The 22,488-nt window shown below is 67.8% G+C and carries 22 protein-coding genes; 6 read left to right on the top strand and 16 right to left on the bottom strand.

What is annotated here, in order from left to right; all coding sequences use genetic code 11:
• The first annotated feature begins 335 nt into the window (after positions 1–335).
• Entirely contained in the window at positions 336–2,948 is a 2,613-nt protein-coding gene (locus ACFWNN_RS30525) for an exo 1,3/1,4-beta-D-glucan glucohydrolase (protein WP_382443380.1), read from the top strand.
• 63 nt (positions 2,949–3,011) lie between these two features.
• On the opposite strand, the gene ACFWNN_RS30520 is transcribed toward ACFWNN_RS30525, so the two are convergent.
• Positions 3,012–3,578: a TetR/AcrR family transcriptional regulator gene (locus ACFWNN_RS30520; protein WP_382443379.1), complete on the bottom strand. Its 567-nt coding sequence runs from the start codon at positions 3,576–3,578 to the stop codon at positions 3,012–3,014.
• A 92-nt stretch (positions 3,579–3,670) separates the two neighbouring features.
• On the opposite strand from ACFWNN_RS30520, the gene ACFWNN_RS30515 reads away from it, so the two are divergent.
• Positions 3,671–4,450, top strand: coding sequence for an alpha/beta hydrolase (locus ACFWNN_RS30515; RefSeq protein ID WP_382443378.1), 780 nt, complete (start codon positions 3,671–3,673; stop codon positions 4,448–4,450).
• On the opposite strand, the gene ACFWNN_RS30510 is transcribed toward ACFWNN_RS30515, so the two are convergent.
• From ACFWNN_RS30510 to ACFWNN_RS30490, 5 genes are read right to left on the bottom strand one after another with little or no spacing between them, the layout of a single operon-like run.
• On the bottom strand, positions 4,447–5,046 hold the full coding sequence (locus ACFWNN_RS30510; protein WP_382443377.1) for a YigZ family protein: 600 nt from the start codon (positions 5,044–5,046) through the stop codon (positions 4,447–4,449). The two genes, ACFWNN_RS30515 and ACFWNN_RS30510, sit on opposite strands and share 4 nt — an antisense overlap.
• Positions 5,043–6,107, bottom strand: coding sequence for an ATP-dependent DNA ligase (locus ACFWNN_RS30505; protein WP_382443376.1), 1,065 nt, complete (start codon positions 6,105–6,107; stop codon positions 5,043–5,045). The genes ACFWNN_RS30510 and ACFWNN_RS30505 overlap by 4 nt, the downstream gene beginning before the upstream one ends.
• A 15-nt stretch (positions 6,108–6,122) precedes the next feature.
• Positions 6,123–7,232: an MAB_1171c family putative transporter gene (locus ACFWNN_RS30500; protein WP_382443375.1), complete on the bottom strand. Its 1,110-nt coding sequence runs from the start codon at positions 7,230–7,232 to the stop codon at positions 6,123–6,125.
• On the bottom strand, positions 7,232–7,744 hold the full coding sequence (locus tag ACFWNN_RS30495) for a hypothetical protein (RefSeq protein ID WP_382443374.1): 513 nt from the start codon (positions 7,742–7,744) through the stop codon (positions 7,232–7,234). Before ACFWNN_RS30495 ends, ACFWNN_RS30500 begins: the two co-directional genes overlap by 1 nt.
• Before the next feature lie 3 nt (positions 7,745–7,747).
• Positions 7,748–8,185 carry a helix-turn-helix domain-containing protein gene (locus tag ACFWNN_RS30490; RefSeq protein ID WP_382443373.1) on the bottom strand — a complete coding sequence of 146 codons (438 nt, stop codon included), beginning with the start codon at positions 8,183–8,185 and terminating at the stop codon, positions 7,748–7,750.
• 200 nt (positions 8,186–8,385) lie between these two features.
• Between ACFWNN_RS30490 and ACFWNN_RS30485 the strand changes: the two genes are divergently transcribed.
• Entirely contained in the window at positions 8,386–8,775 is a 390-nt protein-coding gene (locus ACFWNN_RS30485; RefSeq protein WP_382443372.1) for a hypothetical protein, read from the top strand.
• Here ACFWNN_RS30485 and ACFWNN_RS30480 read toward each other — a convergent pair.
• From ACFWNN_RS30480 to ACFWNN_RS30470, 3 genes are all read right to left on the bottom strand, one after another.
• Positions 8,772–9,179 (bottom strand): DUF3574 domain-containing protein, encoded by a 408-nt coding sequence (locus ACFWNN_RS30480; RefSeq protein ID WP_382443371.1) that lies wholly within the window; start codon positions 9,177–9,179, stop codon positions 8,772–8,774. The two genes, ACFWNN_RS30485 and ACFWNN_RS30480, sit on opposite strands and share 4 nt — an antisense overlap.
• 56 nt (positions 9,180–9,235) lie before the next feature.
• Positions 9,236–10,477 (bottom strand): RICIN domain-containing protein, encoded by a 1,242-nt coding sequence (locus ACFWNN_RS30475; RefSeq protein WP_382443370.1) that lies wholly within the window; start codon positions 10,475–10,477, stop codon positions 9,236–9,238.
• Positions 10,478–10,561: 84 nt separating this feature from the next.
• Positions 10,562–11,389 (bottom strand): lytic polysaccharide monooxygenase, encoded by an 828-nt coding sequence (locus tag ACFWNN_RS30470; protein WP_382443369.1) that lies wholly within the window; start codon positions 11,387–11,389, stop codon positions 10,562–10,564.
• Positions 11,390–11,491: 102 nt separating this feature from the next.
• Between ACFWNN_RS30470 and ilvA the strand changes: the two genes are divergently transcribed.
• A complete protein-coding gene (gene ilvA, locus ACFWNN_RS30465; RefSeq protein WP_382443368.1) occupies positions 11,492–12,727 on the top strand; it encodes a threonine ammonia-lyase IlvA in 1,236 nt (411 codons plus the stop codon).
• Between the two features lie 217 nt (positions 12,728–12,944).
• Here the strand turns inward: ilvA and ACFWNN_RS30460 are convergent, their stop codons facing one another.
• Both ACFWNN_RS30460 and ACFWNN_RS30455 read right to left on the bottom strand, forming a co-directional pair.
• Positions 12,945–13,589 carry a DUF4360 domain-containing protein gene (locus ACFWNN_RS30460; RefSeq protein WP_382443367.1) on the bottom strand — a complete coding sequence of 215 codons (645 nt, stop codon included), beginning with the start codon at positions 13,587–13,589 and terminating at the stop codon, positions 12,945–12,947.
• Positions 13,590–13,640: 51 nt separating this feature from the next.
• Complete coding sequence (locus tag ACFWNN_RS30455; RefSeq protein WP_382443366.1) at positions 13,641–14,264, bottom strand: DUF4360 domain-containing protein; 624 nt, start codon at positions 14,262–14,264, stop codon at positions 13,641–13,643.
• A 375-nt stretch (positions 14,265–14,639) separates the two neighbouring features.
• Here ACFWNN_RS30455 and ACFWNN_RS30450 point away from each other — a divergent pair, with 375 nt between their 5' ends.
• Positions 14,640–14,885, top strand: a complete 246-nt coding sequence (locus tag ACFWNN_RS30450) for a mycoredoxin (protein WP_090069138.1) — start codon at positions 14,640–14,642, stop codon at positions 14,883–14,885.
• 14 nt (positions 14,886–14,899) lie between these two features.
• On the opposite strand, the gene ACFWNN_RS30445 is transcribed toward ACFWNN_RS30450, so the two are convergent.
• The 5 genes from ACFWNN_RS30445 to ACFWNN_RS30425 all read right to left on the bottom strand — a co-directional run bounded on the left by ACFWNN_RS30445 (position 14,900) and on the right by ACFWNN_RS30425 (position 19,181).
• Positions 14,900–15,391 carry a DinB family protein gene (locus ACFWNN_RS30445; protein WP_382443365.1) on the bottom strand — a complete coding sequence of 164 codons (492 nt, stop codon included), beginning with the start codon at positions 15,389–15,391 and terminating at the stop codon, positions 14,900–14,902.
• Positions 15,392–15,444: 53 nt separating this feature from the next.
• The gene (locus ACFWNN_RS30440) at positions 15,445–16,470 is read right to left on the bottom strand and encodes a glycoside hydrolase family 19 protein (protein ID WP_382443364.1); all 1,026 of its coding nucleotides are present in this window, start codon (positions 16,468–16,470) and stop codon (positions 15,445–15,447) included.
• Between the two features lie 210 nt (positions 16,471–16,680).
• Positions 16,681–17,376: a chitinase gene (locus tag ACFWNN_RS30435; RefSeq protein WP_382443363.1), complete on the bottom strand. Its 696-nt coding sequence runs from the start codon at positions 17,374–17,376 to the stop codon at positions 16,681–16,683.
• Between the two features lie 118 nt (positions 17,377–17,494).
• Positions 17,495–17,878 (bottom strand): VOC family protein, encoded by a 384-nt coding sequence (locus ACFWNN_RS30430; RefSeq protein WP_382443362.1) that lies wholly within the window; start codon positions 17,876–17,878, stop codon positions 17,495–17,497.
• A gap of 40 nt (positions 17,879–17,918) precedes the next feature.
• The gene (locus ACFWNN_RS30425) at positions 17,919–19,181 is read right to left on the bottom strand and encodes a BNR-4 repeat-containing protein (RefSeq protein ID WP_382443361.1); all 1,263 of its coding nucleotides are present in this window, start codon (positions 19,179–19,181) and stop codon (positions 17,919–17,921) included.
• On the opposite strand from ACFWNN_RS30425, the gene ACFWNN_RS30420 reads away from it, so the two are divergent.
• Positions 19,142–22,429 carry a GH92 family glycosyl hydrolase gene (locus ACFWNN_RS30420; RefSeq protein ID WP_382443360.1) on the top strand — a complete coding sequence of 1,096 codons (3,288 nt, stop codon included), beginning with the start codon at positions 19,142–19,144 and terminating at the stop codon, positions 22,427–22,429. The two genes, ACFWNN_RS30425 and ACFWNN_RS30420, sit on opposite strands and share 40 nt — an antisense overlap.
• Positions 22,430–22,488: the final 59 nt, after the last annotated feature.

Raw genomic sequence — 22,488 nt, 5'->3', positions numbered from 1 at the left:
GCCTTTTCCGGCCGACCAGCGCCTCGCAAGGGCCCCGAAGTCAAGCCCCAATCTCTATCGACGCGCCAGCGGCGATGACTCGACCACGCTCGTCACTGCCCACCCAACCCACCCGCGAAGGTGACCCGACCACAAAACTCGGGCACCCCGCTGGAACAGGAACCCACCCCACACAACCCGAACAGACCACCCCAACACCCCACAACCAGCCCCACAACCCCGCCCACCCGAACCCATCGGCCCGGTATGTGACTTTCGTCCTGAAAGTTTCCGGAACAAAGTCGTGAGAGCGTTCCCATTGACGTGGACGTAACACGCCGTTGAGGATCGGCGGCATGCATTGGAGAAGCACTCTCGCCGCAGTGCTGGGGCTGACGCTCGCCGCCGGCACGACCTCGGCGGCCGTCGCGCAGGACGCGCAGCACTGGCCGCCGAAGCCGCCGAAGCAGACGGTCATCGGGCAGCCCAAGACGGAGCACGGCTGTGCCCGCATCGAGAGGTCCCTGCCTGAGCTCAAGGACTGGCCGAAGGTCGAGAGCCAGCTCGACGGCGACCGCAAGGACGAGGCGCGCATCAAGGCGATCCTCAAGGACATGACGCTGGCCGAGAAGGTCGGGCAGATGACCCAGCCGGAGATCGCCGCGATCACGGCCGAGGACGTCAAGACCTACGGGTTCGGCTCTGTCCTCAACGGTGGCGGCAGCTGGCCCGGCGCGAAGAAGAACGCCACGCCGCAGGAGTGGCTGGCGCTCGCGGACGCGTACTTCGAGGCCTCGAAGCAGTCGCGCACCAAGATCCCCGTCATCTGGGGCATCGACGCGGTGCACGGCAACAACAACGTGTTCGGCGCGACGGTCTTCCCGCACAACATCGGCCTCGGTGCCACGCAGGACCCGTGCCTGATCCGCGACATCAACGCGGCCACGGCCGAGCAGATCCGCGCGACCGGCCAGGACTGGGCGTTCTCGCCGACGCTCGCCGTCGTGCAGGACGACCGGTGGGGCCGCACGTACGAGGGCTTCTCCGAGGACCCGCGCATCACGCGCGCCTACGGCTACGAGGCTGTTCGCGGTCTGCAGGACAACGCCAAGAAGCGCATCAGCGAGGACGGCGTCATCGCCACCGCGAAGCACTTCATCGGTGACGGCGGCACGACCGGCGGCAAGGACCAGGGCGTCAACGCCTTCTCCGAGAAGGACATGATCAACCTGCACGGCCAGGGCTACTACGGTGCCCTCGCCGCGGGTGCGCAGTCGGTGATGATCTCGTTCAACAGCTGGACGAACGACGTCATCAACGAGGGCAAGGTGCACGGCTCGCAGTACGTGCAGTCCGGCATCCTCAAGGGCAAGATGGGCTTCGACGGCCTGCTCGTCGGCGACTGGAACGGCCACGGCCAGGTCACCGGCTGCACCAACGGCTCCTGCCCGCAGGCGGTGAACGCGGGTCTCGACATCTTCATGGTGCCGAACGACTGGAAGGCGTTCATCACCAACACGATCGCGTCCGTCGAAAAGGGCGAGATCCCGATGGCGCGCATCGACGACGCCGTCACCCGCATCCTGCGCGTCAAGCTGCGCGCCGGCATCTTCGAGGCCAAGAAGCCGTCGCTGCGCGAGCACGCCGGTGACGCGAAGGCGTTGCAGCACAAGGAACTGGCGCGCGAGGCCGTGCGCGAGTCCGCCGTGCTGCTGAAGAACGACAAGCGCGTGCTGCCGTTGTCCAAGCGCAGCAAGGTCCTCGTGGTCGGCAAGAGCGCCGACAACATCGGCAACCAGACCGGTGGCTGGACGCTGTCGTGGCAGGGCACCGGCAACACCAACGCCGACTTCCCGAACGCCACCAGCATCCTCAAGGGCATCCAGGACACCCTGGGCACCTCGAACGTCACGTTCTCGCAGACCGCCGACGGCGTGGACGCGAGCCAGTTCGACGCCGTCATCGCCGTCATCGGTGAGACCCCGTACGCGGAGGGCGTCGGCGACCTCGGCAAGCGCTCGTTCGAGTCCGCTCGCCTGCAGCCGCAGGACCTCGCCGTGCTGGACAAGGTCTCCGGCAAGGGCAAGCCGGTCATCACCGTCTACGTCGGTGGCCGCGCGCTCTACATGAACAAGGAGATCAACCGCTCCGACGCGTTCGTCGCGGCGTGGCTTCCCGGCACCGAGGGCGGCGGCATCGCCGACCTGCTGATCAAGGGCCGCCACAACGGGTTCAGCGGCAAGCTGTCCTACTCGTGGCCCGGCGAGGCCTGCCCGGCGCTGCCCGGTGAGGCCGCCAAGAAGCCGCTGTTCAAGCTCGGCTACGGCCTGCGCGACTGGGAGACCGGCCGCGTCGGCAAGCTCGACGAGACCAGCCCCGGCGCCCTGTGCTCCGGCGGTGGCGGCGGCACGGCCACCGAGGACCTGGAGGTCTTCAACCGCACCGACATCGCTCCCTACCAGAGCATGATCGGCTCGGCGGAGAACTGGGGCGGCACGGTCATCGGCCCCGACGGCCAGGCCTCGCACGCCGAGATCAACGTCGTGCAGTCCGACGTCAACGTCCAGCAGGACGCGCTCAAGACGACGTGGACCGGCACCGGCCCCGGCCAGGTGTACCTGCAGAGCCCGGCGCCCGCCGACCTGCGCGGGTACGGCAACGCCAACGCGGCCATCGTGTTCGACGTGATCGTGCACCAGGCCCCGGCCAACCGCACGGTCATCAGCTCGCACTGCCAGTACCCGTGCATGGCCGAGATCGATGCCACGCAGGCGTTCCGGGACCTCCCCGTCGGGCAGAAGTCGACCGTCAAGATCCCGGTCTCCTGCTTCTCCGACAAGGGGCTGGACCTGGAGCTCGTGAACACGCCGTTCCTCGTCTACACCGACGGCGCGTTCCAGGCCTCGTTCGCGAACATCCGCTGGGTGCCCAAGGCAGGCGCTGATCCAGACGCCTTGCCCTGCACGTAACCGATCGGCACGTAACGCAAGAGATGACGAGCCCCGCCGGGAATCCGGCGGGGCTCGTTCCACTCAGGACTGTTCCAAGAGGAATCGCGCGGCCTTCCGCGCCTGCCGCGCCGGCTCCGACGACACCGTGATCGCCGTGTTCGTCATCGCCCCCTCGAACAGCAGGAAGATCGAGTCCGCCACCCACTCCGGCTTGCCGAGGCCCGCGACCATCGCCGCGATCGCGCCCCGCACCCCGGACTTCTGGTGGCGCACCACCGCCGTCACGCGGTCCGACGACGCCCCCAGCTCCGCGTAGGAGTTGATGAACGCGCAGCCGCGGAAGTCCGTCGTCCCCGACGAGTCCGCCATCCAGTCGAAGATCGCGAGGAGCTGCTCCTCGGGCGTCGCCGCGCGCGCCACGTACTGCATGGTCGCCGCCGTGATGGCCTCCTCGCGGCGCCGCAGCACCTCCTCGACCAGCGCGTCCTTGCCGTCGAAGAGCTGGTAGAGCTTCTTCAGCGAGACGCCCGCCTCGGCGCGCAGCTCGTCCATGCCGACAGCATGGGCGCTCTTCGCATAAAAGAGCCGGTCAGCGGCTTCCAGGACCCGCTCACGGGCACCAGCATCACCTTGTGTGGTCGCGGTCACTTCGATTACCCCTTGCCGTGGAGAACGCTCGTTCTCTACTGTAGCAAACACACCGGAGAACGAGCGTTCTCCACAGCTGAAGGAGACGGGACATGTCGAAGATCGTGCTGGTTCACGGACTGTGGCTCACCGCGGCGAGCTGGAAGAACGTCGCCGAACGCTTCGAGGCCGCCGGCCACGAGGTGCTCACGCCGACCTGGCCCGGCTACGGCGAGGTCGCCGAGATGCGGGCCCACCCGGAGGTCGCGAACGGCCTGGGCGTCGTCGAGATCACCGACCACGTGGAGAAGTTCATCCGCGAGCACAACGCCGAGGACGCGATCATCATGGGCCACTCGTTCGGCGGCCTGATCACGCAGAAACTCCTGGACAGGGGCCTCGGCAAGGCAGGCGTCGCGATCCACTCGGCGCCCGCCAAGGGCACGCTGGGCCTGCCGTTCTCCTCGCTCAAGGCCGCGTTCCCGGTGCTGAAGAACCCGGCCAACGCCAAGCGCAACGTCGCCCTGTCAGCCGCGGAATGGCACTACGCCTTCACCAACACCCTGCCGGCCGCCGAAGCCGAGGCCCTGCGCGAGAAGTGGGCCATCACCGCCCCCGGCCGCCCGCTCTGGCAGGCCGCGACCGCCAACTTCACCACCCACAACGCGACCAAGGTCGACTACAGGAACCCGAACCGCGCGCCGCTGCTGTTCATCGCGAGCGAGGGCGACAACGTCGTGCCGGCGTCGATGAACCGCGAGAACGCCCGCCGCTACAAGACGGCCAGCCCCACGGAGATCAAGGAGTTCCCGAACCGCCCGCACTTCGTCATGGGCACCGAGGGCTGGGAAGAGGTCGCCGACTACGCCCTGAACTGGGCTGACAAGTTCTAACTGTCGAGGTCCACGGGCTCGCCCCTGATCGCGGTCACGGAACCGCCGGTCTGAGCGGCGAGCCAGACCTCGAAGTCGTCCGGGTCCTTCGTCAGAACGGTGAAGGTGACGTCATGACCGTATTCGGTGTCCGCGACGTGGTACCCGGCCGCGCGCAACGCGTTCGCCAGCTTCCCCGCCTGATCGTGGTCCACGGCCAGAAGCAGGCTCTCGTGCCGCTCCCGGCTCAAGGTCCCCAACGCGTCGATGGCCTCGGAAACAGCGCGTCCGTAAGCGCGAACCAGCCCACCGGCCCCGAGCTTGATCCCGCCGTAGTAGCGGGTCACGACGACCGCGGTGTCGACGAGATCCCGCCGCGTCAGCACCTCCAGCATCGGAACCCCAGCGGTACCAGCGGGTTCGCCGTCGTCAGACGAACGCTGGGTGTCGGAAGTCCGGAACGCCGTGCAGTTGTGCGAGGCCTGCCAATGCTCCTTGCGCACCCGTGCGAAGAACTCGGAAGCCTCCGCGTCGGTGGTGACGCGGGAGACGTGGCACAGGAACCGCGACCGCTGGATCTCGATCTCGTGCATGCCGTCCCGCTTGATCACCTTCACGGCTCGATTGTGCGCCTGCGCTCCGCCTCACCGAACAGCGCGTCCAGCTCAGCAGGCGGCACCTCTTCCAACTGCTCGTACGTGCACTCCAAAGGTGTCTTGTCCGCACGGAACCGCACCAGCCGAGCGGTGTGCCGAAAGCGCCCGCCCTGCACGTGCTCGTATCGCACCTCGGCCACCCGCGCCGGATCGAGCAGCACGACCTGGAGCTGCTTCTCGGGGTTCCACCGGCTGTTCATGCCAGGACCCTCGTACATCGCCCACGCCGCCCACGGATGGTCAGAGGGATTCAGCAACGGCGCCAGCTCCTCGACCAGCTCCCGCCGCCGCGCCGCCGTGAAGCTGCTCGCCACGCCGACGTTGTGCAGCTCGCCGTCCTGGTAGAGCCCGAGCACCAGGGACCCGACCGTCTCGCCGTCCTTGTGCCACCGGTAGCCCGCGACCACGCAGTCGGCCGTCCGTTCGTGCTTCACCTTGAACATCACGCGCTTGTCCGGCTCGTACACCCCGTCCAGCGCCTTGACCATCACGCCGTCGAACCCCGCGCCCTCGAACCGGGTGAACCAGTCCTGCGCCACGTCCGGGTCCGTCGTGGACGGTGTCAGGTAGACGCCGGGCACCTCCGTGACCGCCGACTCCAGCAGCTTCCGCCGTTCGGCCAAGGACAACCCGGTGACGTCCTCGGAGTCGAGCGCCAGCAGGTCGAACGCCACGAAGCTCGCCGGCGTCTCCACCGACAGCTTCCGCACCCGCGAGGCGGCGGGGTGCAGGCGCAGCTGCAGCGTGTCGAAGCTCAGCCCGTCCGGAGTCACCAGCACGATCTCGCCGTCCACCACGCACCGCGGCGGCAGGGCCGCCTTCAACAGCTCGACGACCTCGGGGAAGTACCTGGTCAGCGGCTTGTCGTTGCGTGAGCCGAGCTCCACCTCGTCGCCGTCGCGGAACACGACGCACCGGAAGCCGTCCCACTTGGGCTCGTACGCGAGCCCGTCCCCGCGTGGCAACGAGGGGACGGACTTCGCGAGCATCGGCTTCACCGGCGGCATCACGGGCAGGTCCACGAGTGGACCATAAGCTCAGCGCAACGACACCGCGAGCTTTTCGAGCTCCCGCACGTCCGCGTCCATGCCGTCGTCCTCGGGGATCGCCAGCGCGATCGGCCGCCGCAACGTCACCGCGCCCGAGCGGCGCGTCTCGAGCCCCGCCCGCAGCCGTTCCGACAGCGGCAGCTCCTCCGGCGTCTCCGCGACGTACGGGCTGATCCGCACCAGCCCGTCCCGGCACTCGATCACCCGCCGGTAGTAGCGCCGGTGCACGCCCCGCAACGACACCGCGTCCCGCCGCGACGGCACCCGGTGCAGGGCGTCCTCGGGGAACGACTGGTGCAGCAACGTCCACAGTGGAGCGAGCCGGTGGTAGGTCCGCAGGTGCCGCAACCACAACCGGGTCGCCGCGAACCGCATCGCGAAGATCGGGTAGATCACGCCGACCACGCAGAACAGCACGCCCGGCAACAGGAACCACACCGCGGTCGTCAGCAGCCAGCGGGGGAGCGGCTCGCCGAAGTAGCGGGACACGTTGGACGCCACGAAGATCGCGTCGGCCGGCACCAGCAGCGCCAGCCCCGTCGAGGTGATCAGCAGGCCGCGCCGCAGCCGGGGCTCGGCGCCGCGGGCGTACCGGCGCGCCCACACGAACATCGTCGCGAACCCGTAGAGCAGATAACCGTTGCCCAGCGCGTAGAAGACCGTGATCGCGAGGATCCCGGTCGGGCCGCCGCCGAGCGAGTTCGGCACGCGTGCGGCCGCCACCCGCAGGTCGTCCGGGATCGCGAGCACCGCCCACGTCATGACGGAGATGCACAGCAGCAACGGCCCGAGCTGGGCCAGCGCCTGCCGCTTGGCGCGCGCGTCGTCGAGCGCCGAGAAGATGAAGAAGCAGATCAGGCCGTACACGCCGACCTGGAGCATCGCGTGCTGGATCAGCTGGCACACCATCGGGTCGAGCCCGAGGAACCACCGCCCGTTGGCCGCCGCCCGGCCGAACGGGTAGCCGATCGCCCACCCCGCCACCAGCCCCGTGATCGACCGCAGGCGCGGGTCGAACGGGCGCCGCACCAGCAGGTACAGCACGACCGCGAGGGCCGAGAAGGCGACGATGCCCTGGGTCTCCTTGAGGTACTCCACTACAACCACCCCAGGCGGTCCGCGAGCGACTTCGACATGCGCCGCGCCGGGCCCTCGGACGCGCGCGGCGCGACCTTGTCCAGCACCGACGCCCACTCCAGGATGATCGTCGCGACCGTCTCGGCCTCGCGTTCGTGCGCGGTGTCGTAGGACGTGCGCCGCAACGCCCGCCGCACCGCGTCCGGTTCGATGTCGGGGTAGAGGCCCGCGAGCAGGTCGTCGTCCTGCTCGTCGCTCGTGTGCCCGGCCAGCAGGTGGCCGAGCTCGTGCAGGATGATGTGGTTCTGGTGCGCCTTCGACGTCTCCTGCTGGTACAGGATGTAGTCGGCCTTGGCGGTCGCGATCCACACGCCGTACGGGCCGGGCACCGGGATCGGGTGCGCGATCAGCCGGATCGGCCTGCCGCGCTGGTCACCGACCCGCCGGCACAGCTCGTGCACGTCGAGCGGCGGCTGGATGTCCAGCTCGTTCAGCAGGCGGCGGCACCGCTTGCGCAAATCTCGTTCGGCCACGAGTCATCCTTCGCCGCGCTCGGCCTGTTCCTGTCGGTAGACCACGTCGAGCAGCTCCATGACCAGGCGGCGGCGGTCCGGCGACAGTTCCCCCGCACGCATCGCCATGAGCTGCGCGTCATTGCCCGAGGCGAGTTCGTTCAGGCGCGACTGCTCGTCCTGCAACGACTTCAGCTGCTCGTCGACGCGATCGGTGACCTCGTCGTCGAAGAAGTAGCTCACGGGCACACCGAAGAAGCCTGCCAGTGCCTGCAAGTGCTTGAACGTCGGGTTGTCCTTCTTGCCCTTGCGCAGCTGCCAGATGTAGCTCTGCGAGATCGTCAGGCCGGTGTCGGCGATCGCGGCCGCGACCTGCTCGTTGCTGTACTCCTGGCCTGACCTGGCGGTATGTCTGGCGAAGAGGTGGTTGAGCTTGTCCGCCAGGGACCGTTCCTCTGCCATTGCCGCCTCCCCCGTAGCGCGCGGTGAACGTCTCCACCCATGAAAAGGGCTATCTGGGTGACGGGATTTTCACCAGTTGAAAGCCCTCCAATGGCCAACATAGACTCCCCCCGTGCCTGTCTCAACTGCGGAGGGTGTCCGCGCGGTCCGGGACGGTCACGTCAGTCCATCCGATCGCCACTTCGCGGAGGTTCCGGGACATGGCGCTTGCTGAGCGACAAGGGTCGTTCCACCAGTCGGTGATCGACGTCGTCTACAAGACCATGAACCAGCTCGCGCAGACGGACTCGCCCGACGAGGTCTTCGAACTGCGTGAGCAGCTGAGGGCTGCCCTGCCCTGGTGGCGGGGCCTGCTGCGGATGCACGAGCCGAACGAGCGGCACCGGTGCAAGTCGTGCCACGCCTGGTACGGGCGGCACCGCGCGTGGCCCTGCCCGGTGTGGCGGGACGCGGTGCAGGCGTTGCACCAGCTCAACGACATGTACGGGTTCCTCGGGGCCCCGCACCCGACCGACCCGTTGCCGGGGGAGCGGGTCGTGGTGAGCGGTTCCGGCCGCCTGGGCGACCAGAACCGCTCCCGTTCCACCTAGAACGACACCTTGTCCGTGCTGTCGGCGCGCAACACCGACTGCTGGCCGAACTGCGTCTTGTAGTCGCGCCGGATCTCCTCGATCTCGCGGTTCGCGGCGCGGTCGGAGAGCGGGTACAGCAGGATCAGGACGTAGGAGTCCTCCTTGCCGCCCTTCCACTGGCCGTGCGCCTGGATCCAGGTGAGGCCGTCGGGGAAGGCCGGGGTCACCTCCGCGTCGAGGAACGACTCGAACTGCGCCGGGGTGATGGGCGTGCCGTTCTGCAGGTTGCCGCCGAAGTACAGCTCGGTGCGCTTGTACTGCTCGCCGGGGGAGGGGGCGGCCGTGCCGGCGGCGCTCGCCGAGGTGAGGCCCAGCATGAGGGCTCCGACCATCCAGGCCACCGTTGCGCGTCGTGTCGTCATGAGCACATCCAACCGGCCGGAGCCCGGCCGGCTGAACGTGTTTCGCTCCTTGGGATCTAGCCGATCTTGAAGCTCTGCGCCGCGGACCCGTTGCAGGTCATCTGCACCAGCTGCACGCCGTCAGCGCTGCCGCCGTTCGCCGCCAGGCACTTGTTCGAGTGCCGCGCCGTCAGCGTCGAGTAGCCGTCGGACCCGGTCGTGACCCGCCACTGCTGGTTGGTCGAGCCGAAGTTGTCCCACAGGTGGATGCCGGTGTTGTCCGCGGTGGACGGGCCACTCACGTCCAGCACCTTGTTCGGGTCGTTGCGGTACTCGATCCGCGAGAACCCGTCGGTCGTCGCCACGACGCGGAAGTTCTGCGCCGTGGTGCCGTTGCACGCGTACTGCTGGATGACGGTGCCGTTGGTGAGGCCCGCCGCCGCCGCGTCGACGCACTTGCCGTTGCCGCGGTTGGTGATCGTCTTCCACTCGCCCTGCGGCGGCGGGGTGCCGCCACCGCCCAGCCAGAGCAGGCTGTCGATGAGGAAGTTGTTCTGCGTCTGGCTCGCGAACGTGGACGACAGCGGCCGGTTCGCCGCGTAGTCCATGGCGTTGTGGCCGAAGTTCGCGTAGATCATCTTGTAGTTCTTGTTCGTCCACATGATCGGGTAGTAGCCCGAGCGCCACTGCTGGTTCGGGTCGGTGCCGAGCGGGAAGCTCGACGGGTCGACGCTCGCCAGGATCTGGATGTTCGGGTTCTGCCGCAGGTCGCGGTCCCAGCTGTACCACTCGCTGACCGCCGAGGTGAACTTCTCCGGCAACCGCAGGGTCGACGGGTGGGTGCGGGTCTCGGTCTTCAGCACCGCGGTGGTCGGGCCCCACGTGTTGCTGACGAAGTTGCCCTTGGCCAGGAACGTGTTGTGGTACCACGGCCACTCGTTCGCGTTCTGGGTGAACGCGCTGACGTGGAAGCCGAAGAAGCCGCCACCCGCCTCGATGTAGCGCTGGAAGCCGCTGCGAGCGGCGGCCCCGGTGGGCGCGTCGTCGAGGAAGATCACGACCTGCGCCTGGGCCGGCGTGAGGTTGTTCAGCCGGTTCCAGTCACGGGTCGACTCGTAGGTGAAGCCGTTCTCCTGACCCGCGCGGGTCAGCCAGGGGTTCGCCTCGTTGACGAACGCGATGTGCGCCGCGTCCCAGGTGCCGTTGTAGAACGCCAGCACCTTGAAGGGTGCCGCCTGGGCCGTGCTGGATGCCGAGAGAGAAACCGGGACGAGTGTGGCGGCGAGCATTGCCAGCAACGCCAACAGTTTTCGGGCCATTCGGGTACACACCTTCGTGTAGCAGGGGTTGCGCGCCCGAAGATCATCGTAGAGAAGGTCTAGACCTTCTGGGGACCGGTACGTTCACAGAATTCTTCTGCGCCACAACATGAACCCGCCGAGCACGGCGAGCCCGCCCAGTGCGGCGACCACGGCGGCCATGCCGAACCTGGTCGCGTCGGACGGCGGTTGTTCGGCGCTCGACGCAACGGGAACGGGGCGCGGCGTGCTCTGCCTCGTGGTGGTCGGCGGCGCCGTCGAGGGCTTGGCAGACGACGCGGGTGCGGGCTTGGCCGCCGGTGGCTGGACGGGCGGCGCGGCGGCGGCCTGCGGCTGGGTCTGCACGGGTTTGGTCGCGGCGGCGATCTCGACGTCCGTGCACGAGTAGTAGGTGTCGGGTGTGTCCGTGTTCTGCCAGACCGTGTAGACGAGGTGCCTTCCCGTGCGGTTCTTCGGCAGTTCCACCTTGAACTCGTACGCGCCGTTCGCGAGCGGGGGCGAGGGCACGTTCAGGAACAGGTCGAGGTCGGCCCACCGCAGCGGCGCGTCCGGCGTGTAGCCCTCTCGGGTGACGTAGAACCGGAACGAACCCTGGTGCGGGATGGTGGCCTTGTAGGTGAAGCCGGTGTCCTTGAGCTTGGTCACAGGCCACTGCGCACTCGGGGCGTCGAGGCCGGTGTACTTGGCCAGGCCCGCGCTGCACAGGCGGCCGTCGGGGACTTTCTGCTGGTCCTGGCCGCGCACGTTCGGCAGCCGGATGTTGTCCCACTCCTTGGACGGCAGCCCCGCCGCGATGGCGTCGCGGCACGGCGGGGATGATGCTGTGGGCTGACCTGGCGAACACAGGAAAGCCCTGCTCGGCGGGTCAGTGGGCGCACCATGGGCGTGCGCGGGAACCACAGAGAGCATCATGAGCAGCGATAGCACGCCCAAAAGGCGAAACACCGGGCACCTCCCCTGTCTTTCCAGGAGTACGCGTGCCAGACCCGAGTCGTTCACGGAAGATGTACTGTCATGTCCTTCGCTGATGAGGTGTCCGCGGCCGCTGCCCGGCTCGGTGGAGTCGCGCGCACCACGCCGCTAGAGGTCAACCAGCGGTTGTCCGAGAAGACCGGCGCCCGCGTGTGGTTCAAGCGCGAGGACCTCCAGGTCGGCCGCTCCTACAAGCTGCGCGGAGCGTTCAACCTGCTCTGCCAGACCGAGTTCGCCTTCGGCGGCGCCGTCTGCGCGTCCGCCGGCAACCACGGCCAGGGCATGGCCTACGCCTGCCGCCGCCTGGGCATCGAGGGCCGCGTGCACGTCCCGCGGACCACACCCCGCCAGAAACGCGACCGCATCCACGCCCTCGGCCAGGGCATGGTGCAGCTGATCGTCGACGGCGACACCTACGACGACGCGGCCGCGCTCGCCAAGGAGTACGCCATCGCCACCGGCGCGACCCTGGTCCCGGCCTTCGACGACCGCCGCACCGTGGCGGGCCAGGGCACCGTCGGCCTGGAGATCGTCCAGCAGCTCGGCGGCGCCCCGGACGTCGTGATCGTCCCGATCGGCGGCGGAGGCCTGCTCTCCGGCGTCGGCACGTGGTTCCGCGAGCGCTTCCCGAAGACCCGGATCATCGGCGTGGAGCCGGCCGGCGCCGCCTCGATGATCGCCGCGATCCAGGCGGGCGAACCGGTGACGCTGCCCAACGTGGACTCGTTCGTGGACGGCGCCGCGGTCCGCCGCGCGGGCGACGTGACGTTCCCGATGGTCCGCGACTCCGGCGCCGAGCTGCTCACCGTCTCCGAGGGAGCGGTCTGCACCGAGATGCTGGAGCTCTACCAGATCGACGGCATCATCGCGGAACCCGCGGGCGCGCTGGCCTCCGCGGCGTTGATCGAGGAGATCTCGGTGGCGCCGGACTCCACCGTCGTCTGCCTGCTGTCCGGCGGCAACAACGACGTGTCGCGGTACGCCGAGATCGTCGAGCGGTCGATGATCCACCGGGGTCTCAAGCACTGGTTCCTGGTGGAGTTCCCGCAGGAGCCCGGCGCGCTGCGGCGGTTCCTCGACGACGTGCTCGGCAAGGACGACGACATCGTGCAGTTCGAGTACATGAAGCGGGACAACCGGGAGACCGGGGCCGCGCTGGTGTGCATCGAGCTGGGGCGGCGCGAGGACTACGACTCGCTGTGGGGGCGGATGAAGGAGTCCCCGCTCAAGATCCAGCACGTGGAGCCGGGGTCGACGGCGTTCCGGTTCCTGATCTAGGTCAGGGTCCTGATCTGACGCGCTGGCGGGCGAGGTCGGCGAGCAGGCTCGGCAGCAGTGCGTGGAACTGCCGTCGGGTCCTCGGGGAGTCGCGGAGCGGCAGGGACCAGGGTTCTGCGGTCTCGGGCTCGGAGACCAGGTGCGGCCGGCCTTGCGGCCCGGCACGCAAGGGCGTGCCGGGCACCCCGTTCGCGGAATGCCCGGCACCTAGCGAGTACTACGGCCTGGGCGGACAGACCTTCCACGCGAAGTGGTAGGTCGTCTCGATGGACCCGTCGGTCGAGTCCATCGCGATGAAGCTGGTGACCTTCTTCGGGTCCGACGTGCCCGCCATGACCCGCAGCTCCGTGTTGATGTTGAAGTTCCGCTTCTCGCCACACGGGTGGTAGACGATGGCGGCCACGTCGGTCGTGTCGGTGGCCTGCCAGTCGTCGCTGAACGGGCCCTTGTAGTTGTGCTGCTTGTACTCGGTCTGCGACATGCCCTGGAAGTAGTAGTTGGCCTTCTCCAGGGCGGTGGCGCCGCGCTCCAGGTGCGCGAAGCCGCGGTAGTCGGTGGACGCGATGCCGTAGGTGAAGCCGGACGGCACGTTGACGCGCAGGTTCAGCTGGCAGTTCTTGCGGAAGTCGGTCGGCAGGGCCTGGGGGCCGACCTGGGCCATGAACTCGCTGTAGGTGACGGTGAAGGCCTTGTTGTCCGGGCTGACGGCCACGGCGGCCGTTCCCGCCCGGCAGCCGGAGCCGTTGATCGTCACGACGTCGATGGTGATGTGGTCCGGCGGGGGAGTGTCACCGGGGGCGCCGCCGGGCGGGACGATGATCGTCGACATCGCGAGCGCGGCCGCGGCCAGTGTGTTGAGCATCGGGCACCTTTCCTGTCGGAACGTTCGGCGGCGGCGGTCGATGCCGGGAGATCAGCAGCGCTTCCAGGAGAACTGGTACTTCGTGCTGACGCTGCTGTCGGTGGAATCCATCGTCATGAAGCTGTTCGCCTTCGAAGCCGTTCCCGCGTTCACGCGCAGTTCGGTGTTGATGTTCAGGTGCCGGATCTCACCGCAGGGCGCGTAGATGATTTCCGCGACCTGCGCACGGTCGGTCGCCTGCCAGTTGTCGCTCTTCGGGCCGGTGAACGTGTGCGAGCGGCTCGCGGTCTGCGACATTCCCTGGAAGTAGTAGTTGCCCTTTTCCGTGCCCGTCGCGCCCTGCTGCAGGTGGGCGAATCCGCGGTAGTCGGCCTGGGCGATGCCGAACGTGAACCCCTGCGGATAGGACACTCTGATGTTGAGCTGGCAGTTCTTGCGGAAGTCGGTGGGGCCGGAACCCTGTCCGGCCTGCGCTAGATATTGGCTGTACGTGACCGTGAACGCCGTGCGGTCGTCCGCTGCCGCGACGGCCGCGGTGCCCGCCGGGCAGCCGGAACCGTTCACGGTGACGACGTCGATCGTCACGAAATCGGGGACGTCGGGCGCTGCGTGGGCGGCCGGCGCGGTAAGGACCGCGGACAGCGCGAGGGCAGCAGCCGCCACCTTTTTCAGCATGGCCAGCCTTTCTGGGTGACTTTTTGCGGGGTGGGGCGGCGGAATTACGACGATATCGGAAACCCTGCGTGGTGGTGGGCCGCCGATTGGGTGACTGAATTAGTCGGTGGCGGCTGAAGGAATGCACGACCAATTGCGCGACCGAAATTTTCGGCCGCGCGCGAACTATGCTCACCCACCGTGCAGAGAATTGACCTGACGATTGGCTGACGATCGCCGTTCGCTGGTCCGAACGAGTGGCGACGGATTGTGCAAACGTTCCCGGTGACACGCGGGGCTCGCCGTTGCCGTGACCTGTGCCGCCCTGGGAAGAAGCACTCCTCACCGGATGTTGATACTGATGACACAGTCCAACCCCGATGAGGAGTGCGCCTGATGGCTCCCGACCAGCTGACCGTCTACTCGACCTCGTGGTGCGGCTACTGCCGGATCCTGAAGAGCTCGCTCGACCGCGAAGGCATCGAGTACGTCGAGATCAACATCGAGGAGACGCCGGGCGCGGCCGACTTCGTGATGGAGGTGAACGGCGGCAACCGCACGGTGCCGACCGTGCACTTCCCGAACGGCGCGGCGCTGACCAACCCGTCGCTGGCGCAGGTCAAGGAACAGCTCGCGGCCTAGGCGCTGGAGCAGGCTCAGTTCTCGTACAGGGACGCGGTCGTCGACTGACCGTCGAGCGTCTCCCGGATGATGTCCGCGTGGCCCGCGTGCTGCGCGGTCTCCCGGATGAGGTGCAGCACGATCCGGCGGATCGACATCGGCTGCGGGTCCTGGTCCCAGGGCGCGGAAGGCAGCGGGACGAGCTTGTCGAGCGAGGCGGTGCGCAGGGCCTCGTCGGTCCGGCGCGCCGCCTCGTCGTACCAGCCGAGCAGTTCCCCGAGGTCCGTTCCGGTCCAGGTGTACTGGTCGAAGTCCAGCATTCCCGGTGGCGGGAGGGGCTGCTCGGTCAGGATGTGGGTCCAGCCGCGCTCACACCAGGTGAGGTGCTTGAGCAACCCACCCAGCGTGAGCTCGCTGACGGTCGTGCGCTTCTTGGCGTCCGCCTCCGACAAGTCCTTCATCGTGACGCGGAACGTCCTGCGCTGATCGTTCAGCTCGTGCAGCAGATCGGTGAGCTCCATGGTCATGCAGTGAAGCTATGACCGAACTAGGACCGCTCGAGTCCCAGTCCGGGCGACCACTAGCAGTACAGGTTGCCGCCAGGGGTCACGCCGAGGATGCCGGTGAACTGCTGGTACTTCGACACGCGGCTCTGGACCTGCGCCGGGTTGCGGCCGTCGCACTCCAGGGAACCGTTGATGCTGCGGATCGTCTGGCCGAATCCGGCGCTGTTGACCATCGCGTCGTGCGGGGTCATCGAGCCGGGGCCGCGCTGCGTCATCCAGTACCAGATCGCCGTCCGCCACGCGGTGGTGGAGTTCTGCGCCACCTGGTACGGGTTCTGCAGCAGGTTCAGGCCGAGGTAGTCGCCCGCGGCCTTGTAGTTGAAGTTCCACGACAGCTGGATCGGACCGCGGCCGTAGTAGGCGTAGGTGCCGGCCGGGCAGCCGTAGGGCTGGCTCTCGTCGCAGAGGTCGTTGTTCTTGTTGATCTCTTCGATGTAGACGAGGCCACCGGTCTCGTGCGACGCGTTCGCGAGGAACGCGGCGAACTCCTGCTTCTTCACCGTGTCACTGCCGACGGTGCCGAAGGCGGGGATCGTCTTCGTCGCGTCGATGAAGCCCTGGTAGGTGTAGAAGCTGTTGCGGCCCGGGAACATCTGGTTGAACTGGGCCTCGGTGACGAGGTTGCCGCCACCACCGCCGCCGCCACCGCCGCAGTTGTGCGGCTCCCAGAACCAGGTCGAGATGGTCGGGTCGTAGCCGGGGTTGTCATGCTCGGCGATGTAGTAGGAACCGTTGTACCGCACGATGTTGCCGGTGTAGTACTGCCGTCCCGCGACCCAGTCGGTGGCGCTGCTGCAGGTGCCGCCGCCGCCACCTCCACCACCGCCGTCACAGCTCGTCGGCTCCCAGTACCAGGTGGAGACCGTCGGGCTGTAGCCCGGGTTGTCGTGCTCTGCGACGTAGTAGTTGCCTTCGAATCTCACGATCGAACCGGTCGTGTACCACGCGCCCTGCACCCAGTCGGTGAACGTGCAGGCCTGCGCGGACACTTCCGCCTGTGAGGATGCGGTCGGTGCGATGACGGCCACGGTCGCCGCCATCACACCTGCCGCGATAGACGCCAAGATGCGTTTTTTCAGCAAGGTCACCCACTCCTGGAGTCTGCGCGCCCTAGGAATCAAGGATGTGAACAGTGCTGAGATTGGCACCGGTGGTCCAGACCAGTCAAGGGTCTAGACCTTTTTCGCCACCGGTAGTAGAGCGGACACCTCCGTGCGGTCGCCGGACGACCGAGGGAGCGCTCTCACTTCCTAGCAGTAGAGGTTGGACCCCTGCGCGACGCCGATGATGCCGGTGAACTGGCGGTACTTCGACACCCGCGACTCGACCGTGCCGGGGTTGCGGCCGTCGCACTCCAGGGAACCGTTGATGCTGCGGATCGTCTGGCCGAACCCGCGCGAGTTGAGCATCGCCGAGTGCGGGGTCATGGTGCCGGGGCCGCGCTGCGTCATCCAGTACCAGATCGCGCTCTTCCACGCCGTCGTGGCGTTGGTGGCCACCTGGTCGGGGTTCTGCAGGAGGTTCAGGCCGAGGTAGTCGCCCGCGGCCTTGTAGTTGAAGTTCCACGACAGCTGGATCGGACCGCGGCCGTAGTACTGCCTCGTGCCGGCGGGGCAGCCGTACGACTGGCTCTCGTCGCAGTAGTCGCCGCTCTGGTTGATCTCGCGGACGTACTTGAGGCCGCCGGTCTCGTGCGAGACGTTGGCGAGGAACGCCGCGAGCTCCTGCTTCTTGATCGTCTCGCTGCCCTCGTTCGCGAACTTGCCCGACCAGTTGATCGCGTTCCGCAGGCCCGAGAGCGTGTAGAAGCTGTTGCGGATGTTCGAGGGGAACATCTGGTTGAACTGCGCGTCGTTGATGATGTAGGGCGCCGCCGTCGCCGGCTGAACGAGCGTGAAGACGCCGATCAGCGCGACGAGCAGGGCGGCGGCGCGAGTCCTGAGCATGGGACCAACTCCTCGGAGTGTCAGGGCGGCCACTGCGTGTTACCGCTCTCACGGTGGCAGCCGGGACACTCCGAGCACAAGAGGTGGTCTATACCTTTTAGATACGTGAACCGGTTCGTCAGCTGCCGGAGCCGTACGGGCGGGTGATGATCTCCAGCGCGTGGCCGTCCGGGTCGTTCCAGTAGACGCCGCGGCCGCCGTCGTTGGTGTTGATCTGGCCGGGCGCGCTGTGGAACGGGTCGGCCCAGTAGTCGAGGCCGCGTTCCCGGATGCGGCCGAAGATCTCGTCGAACTCGTCCTCGGTCACGAGGAACGCGTAGTGCTGCCCGGTGATCGGGCCTTGCGCGGTCATGTAGTCGAGCGAGACGCCGTTCGCGACCTCCACGACGAGGAACGGGCCGTAGCGCACGGGGTCCGGCAGTCCGAGCAGTTCGGTCAGGAAGCGGGCCGAGTGGTTCTGGTCGCTGACGTGGACGATGGTGTGGTTGAGCTGTACGGGCATGACACCTGCTTACTCCAGGCGCCATGCCCGCGCAGCATCTTTAACCCCGGATGGAGAACACCGGCCAGGTTCCGGTGTGGTTGGTCTTGCGGGTCTCGTAGTCGATCGTGTTGGCCACCAGGTCGCTCGGCCGGTTCTCCACGAAGTTCGCGTAGAACGTCGTGTCGGCGCCGGCCGCGTACGGGATGGTCAGATCGTGTTTCGCCACAACGGATCCACCAGGCGTCCACGACTTCACCAGCAAGCGCTTGCGGTCCGCGCTGGCGTAGGAGAAGTCGACGCCGTTGCCCGTCGCGACGAGGTCCTTGAACAACGACGTCGAGGAGTCCACCGTCGTGGAAGTCCAGGTGCCACCGGCGAAACGCGCGAGCACGATCTTCGCGCTGGTGCGGGTGTGCGCGCCGTAGCCCAGCACGAGTGAGCCGTCGTTCAACGGCACCGTCACGGGGTTCTCCTCCGGCAACGCCTTGTCGGCGGGCAGATCCGTCGGACTCGTGGTCACCACTCGGGTCTTGTCGGTGTCACCCGAGTCGATCACCGTGCCGAGCGACGCGCCACCGACCGTGAAGAGGTTGCCGGACGCTGTGTCGAAGTACGCGACGTAGATGTTCTTGCCGCCGCCGTTGTGGCCCTTGGGCCCGCCGTGCAGGGACCAGGTCAGGTAGACGCGCCCACTGCGTTGCGTCACGCCGAACGCGTACACCTCGGCGTACCTGTCCGCCGTGCGGCCGGAGTCGATGATCGTGCGCGGCGCGGACCACGTCTGACCGTTGTCCGTCGACTTGATCACCTTGTACGTGCGGTACGGGTACGAGAGATCCGTGTTGTGGCTGTAGAACAGGTGGATCGTGCTGCCGGTGACGACCGGCTCCGGGTAGGTGTTCTTGTCGGTGCTGATCGTCCGCGCGGACCAGGTCCCCGTGATCGACCGGGGCGTGGGCGCGGTGTAGAGCTGCATCGACGCCGTGTGCGTGGCGCGGAAGACGGCGAGCCGGCCGTCGCCGAGTTGCGTGAGCACCGGGTAGTCGTGGTAGGCGTTGTCGTGCGTCAGGTTCAGCGTGGCGACCTTGACCGCCGCCGACCACGTGTTCGCCGCGTGGTCGAACGCCTTGACGTAGATGTCGTGCCGGGTCCCCGAGTACGTCACGAACGTCTTGTTGACCGTCGCGTCGTACACACCCGCGCCGTTGGTGCGCAGGCACCCGTAGACGCTCGTGGTGGTGACCGTGTCGAGAGCGGGCGCGGCCTGCGCCGGCTGACAAAATGCGACAAGAATCAGCAACACCGCTAAGAAAACGCGCATCGCCGACCTCCGATGGGTGTCGGGGCGGCGACGATCAGACAATACTGCCTTCCATGCGGACACTGGTTGTAGTCGGACTGTTACTGGGCTTAACAGTTCCTGCCCAGGCAGCACAGGCGCAGGAAGATCCCTCCTCGTTGGTCAACCCCTTCGTGGGGACGCAGAACTTCGGCAACACGTTCCCCGGCGCGTCGGTGCCGTTCGGGATGGTGCAGGTCAGCCCCGACACGGGAGGGCAGGGCGGGTACGACTACAAGGCGAACTCGATCTACGGGTTCTCGCAGACGCACCTGTCGGGCGTCGGCTGCGGTGTCATGGGCGAGCTGCCGGTGATGCCGACGGTCGGGTCCGTCGACAACGTTGACATCAACGCCTACAAGTCCGAGTTCAGTCATTCGGACGAAGCCGCGCAGCCCGGGTACTACCGCGTCGGGCTGTCGAGATACGGGGTGAACGCCGAGCTGACGGCGACTCAGCGGACCGGCTGGCAGCGCTACACGTTCCCGTCCAGCGGCGCGGCGAACGTCCTTTTCAACACCGGCCGGTCGAACCAGACGGTGCTGGACTCGGAGATCCACGTCGTCGGAGACCGCACGATCGAGGGCCGCGTCCGCAACGGCCGGTTCTGCGCGGGCAAGGACGAGCACACCGTCTACTTCACCGCGACCTTCGACAGGCCGTTCGCCTCCTTCGGCGCCTGGCGGGGGAGCGTTCCCACGGCCGGCGTCCGGGATGCGGCCGGAACGGGCGGGAACGGCGCCTGGGTCACGTTCGACGCGACCGCCGACCGGGACGTCGTGCTGAAGCTCGGCCTGTCGTACACCGGCATCGAGGGCGCGCGGAAGAACCTCGCGGCGGAGGCTCCTTCCTTCGACTTCGACGGAGTCGTGGCGGGCGCGAAGGACGTCTGGCGCAAGCAACTCGACGCCGTCAGGATCACCGGCGGGACGCGGGACCGCCAGGTCGCGTTCTACACCGCGCTCTACCACTCGGTGCTGCACCCGAACCTCGCCGGCGACGTCGACGGCAAGTACCTGGGCTTCGACAACAAGGTGCGCACGGCCTCGGGGTACACGCCGTACCAGAACTTCTCGTTGTGGGACACGTACCGGCCGCAGAACCAGCTGTTGCAGATCCTCGAACCCAAGGTGGCCCGGGACGTCGCGCTGTCCGTCGTGGCCAGTGGCCGGGACGGGGGATGGTTGCCGCGCTGGGCGTTGGCGTCGTCCGAGACCAACATCATGACCGGTGACCCGGTCACGCCGTTCCTCGTGGAGGCCTGGTCGAAGGGGTTGCTGAAGGGGTACGAGGAGGAGACGTACCAGCTTCTGCGCACCAACGCGACGTCGTTGCCACCGGCCGAATCGCCGTACAACGGCCGGTCCGGCGTGACCTACTACCAGGACCGCGGCTACATCCCGTCCGGCCTCGAACTCGGCAAGGACTGCGCGCACAAGGGCGGCGACAACGACTGCGTGCACCCGGCGTCCGCGACGCTGGAGTACTCGGCGGCCGACGCGTCGCTCGCGTTGATGGCCAAGGGACTCGGCAAGCGTTCGGACGCAAGGATGTTCGCCGACCGCGGCCAGTGGTACCGCAACCTGTGGGACGCCTCGATCGGCCAGTTCCGCCCGCGCACCGAGGCCGGCACCTGGCTCGCGCCGTACAACCCGGTCGACGCCGCGCACCAGTTCCACGAGGGCGGCGCCTACCAGTACCAGTGGCTCGTGCCGCAGGACCCGGACGGCCTGGTGTCGTTGATGGGCGGCCGCAAGGAGACCGAGAAGCGGCTCGACTCGTTCTTCGTCTACGACAAGCTGCTGCTGGACCCGGCCGGTACCGCGAAGCGTGACTGGATCACCGAGCCGTACGACTACTACGGCAAGCCGACCTACAACCCGAACAACGAACCTGACCTGCTCGCGCCGTACATGTACCTGTGGGCGGGCACGCCGTCGAAGACCGCGACGGTCGTGCGGGCCGCGATGACGTTGTTCACCACCGGCCCGGACGGCATGACGGGCAACGACGACCTCGGCACGATGTCGGCCTGGTACGTCTTCTCGTCGCTGGGGCTGTACCCGACGTTCAACGGCGCGGACTTCCTCGCGTTGTCCTCACCGCAGTTCGAGACCGCGACCGTCCGAATCGGACAGTACGGCTCGCAGGGCGGAACGCTGAACGTCTCAGCGCGCGGGGTGTCGGACACCAACCGGTACATCAAGAACGTGTCGTTCGGCGGCCGGGACGTCCGCAAGACCTGGCTGTCCTGGACCTCGTTGCAGCGCGGCGGAGACCTCAAGCACGAGGTGTCGTCGAAGCCGTCGTCGTGGGGCACCGGCCGGTCGGACGCGCCGCCGTCGCTCAACGACGGCAACCCGGACTCGCGCCGGGCGCTCTCGGCTTCGTTGCGCAGCACCGAGATCGTGCTGCCGACCTCGGAGACCGCGCAGTCGCTGACCGTGCAGCTCGACGTGCTGGCGCAGTCGCCCGCCGCCACCACCGTGCGGCCTGAGGTCACGGCACCTGCGGGGTGGAAGGTGAGCGGCGCCAAGCCGTTCGTGATCGTGTCGCGGCACCAGCCGACGCAGAAGACGGTGCCGCTGACGTTCACCGTGCCCGCCGGGGTGGCACCCGGCAGTTATGACGTCGCGGTGAAGGTCGGTGACGTGGCGTTGAAGGCCGTCGTCGAGGTCAAACCGGCGGCCCTGTGCGCGTTCTCGACGTGTTCGGTGGACGTGACGCCGGAGCTCAACCACGACGGCACGGCCACGGTCGCGGACTCGGCGGCGGGCAACTTCGACGGCGGCGGCTGGAGCTACGACGCCGCCCTGATGCCCGCGGCGGGACCCGTGACCTGGGGCGGCATCACCTACCAGGCGCCGGACCCGACCGGCACGGCGCCGAACTTCGTGGAGGCACGCGGCCAGGGCATGTTGCTGCCCACCGGCCAGTTCTCGTGGCTGCACGTCGTGGGCTCGTCGCACAACGGACCGGTGTCCGCCGCGTTCACCGTCTGGTACACCGACGGCACCTCCGCCGAGGTGGCCGCCACCGTGCCCGACTGGGCGGGCGGCGGTCCCACGGTGCTGGAGATGCCGCACCGGATCAAGGCAGGGCAGGGCGTTGACGGGCCGCCGGTCCGGCTGTTCGGTCAGTCGCTGCGGCTGGACCCCGCGAAGACGGTCCGCTCGGTGACGCTGCCGGACGACCCGAGGGTCGAGCTGTACGCGCTGACGCTCGCCTGATCCGCGCTGGTCGGGGTGCCCGCAGGAACCGTTCCGCGGGCACCTCGACCACCCGGTAC

This window comes from Lentzea sp. NPDC058450 (genome assembly GCF_042721395.1).
Classification (GTDB): Bacteria; Actinomycetota; Actinomycetes; order Mycobacteriales; family Pseudonocardiaceae; genus Lentzea.
The sequence above is the reverse complement of the archived record's forward strand: the minus strand, read 5'-3'. Positions and strand labels throughout refer to the sequence as shown.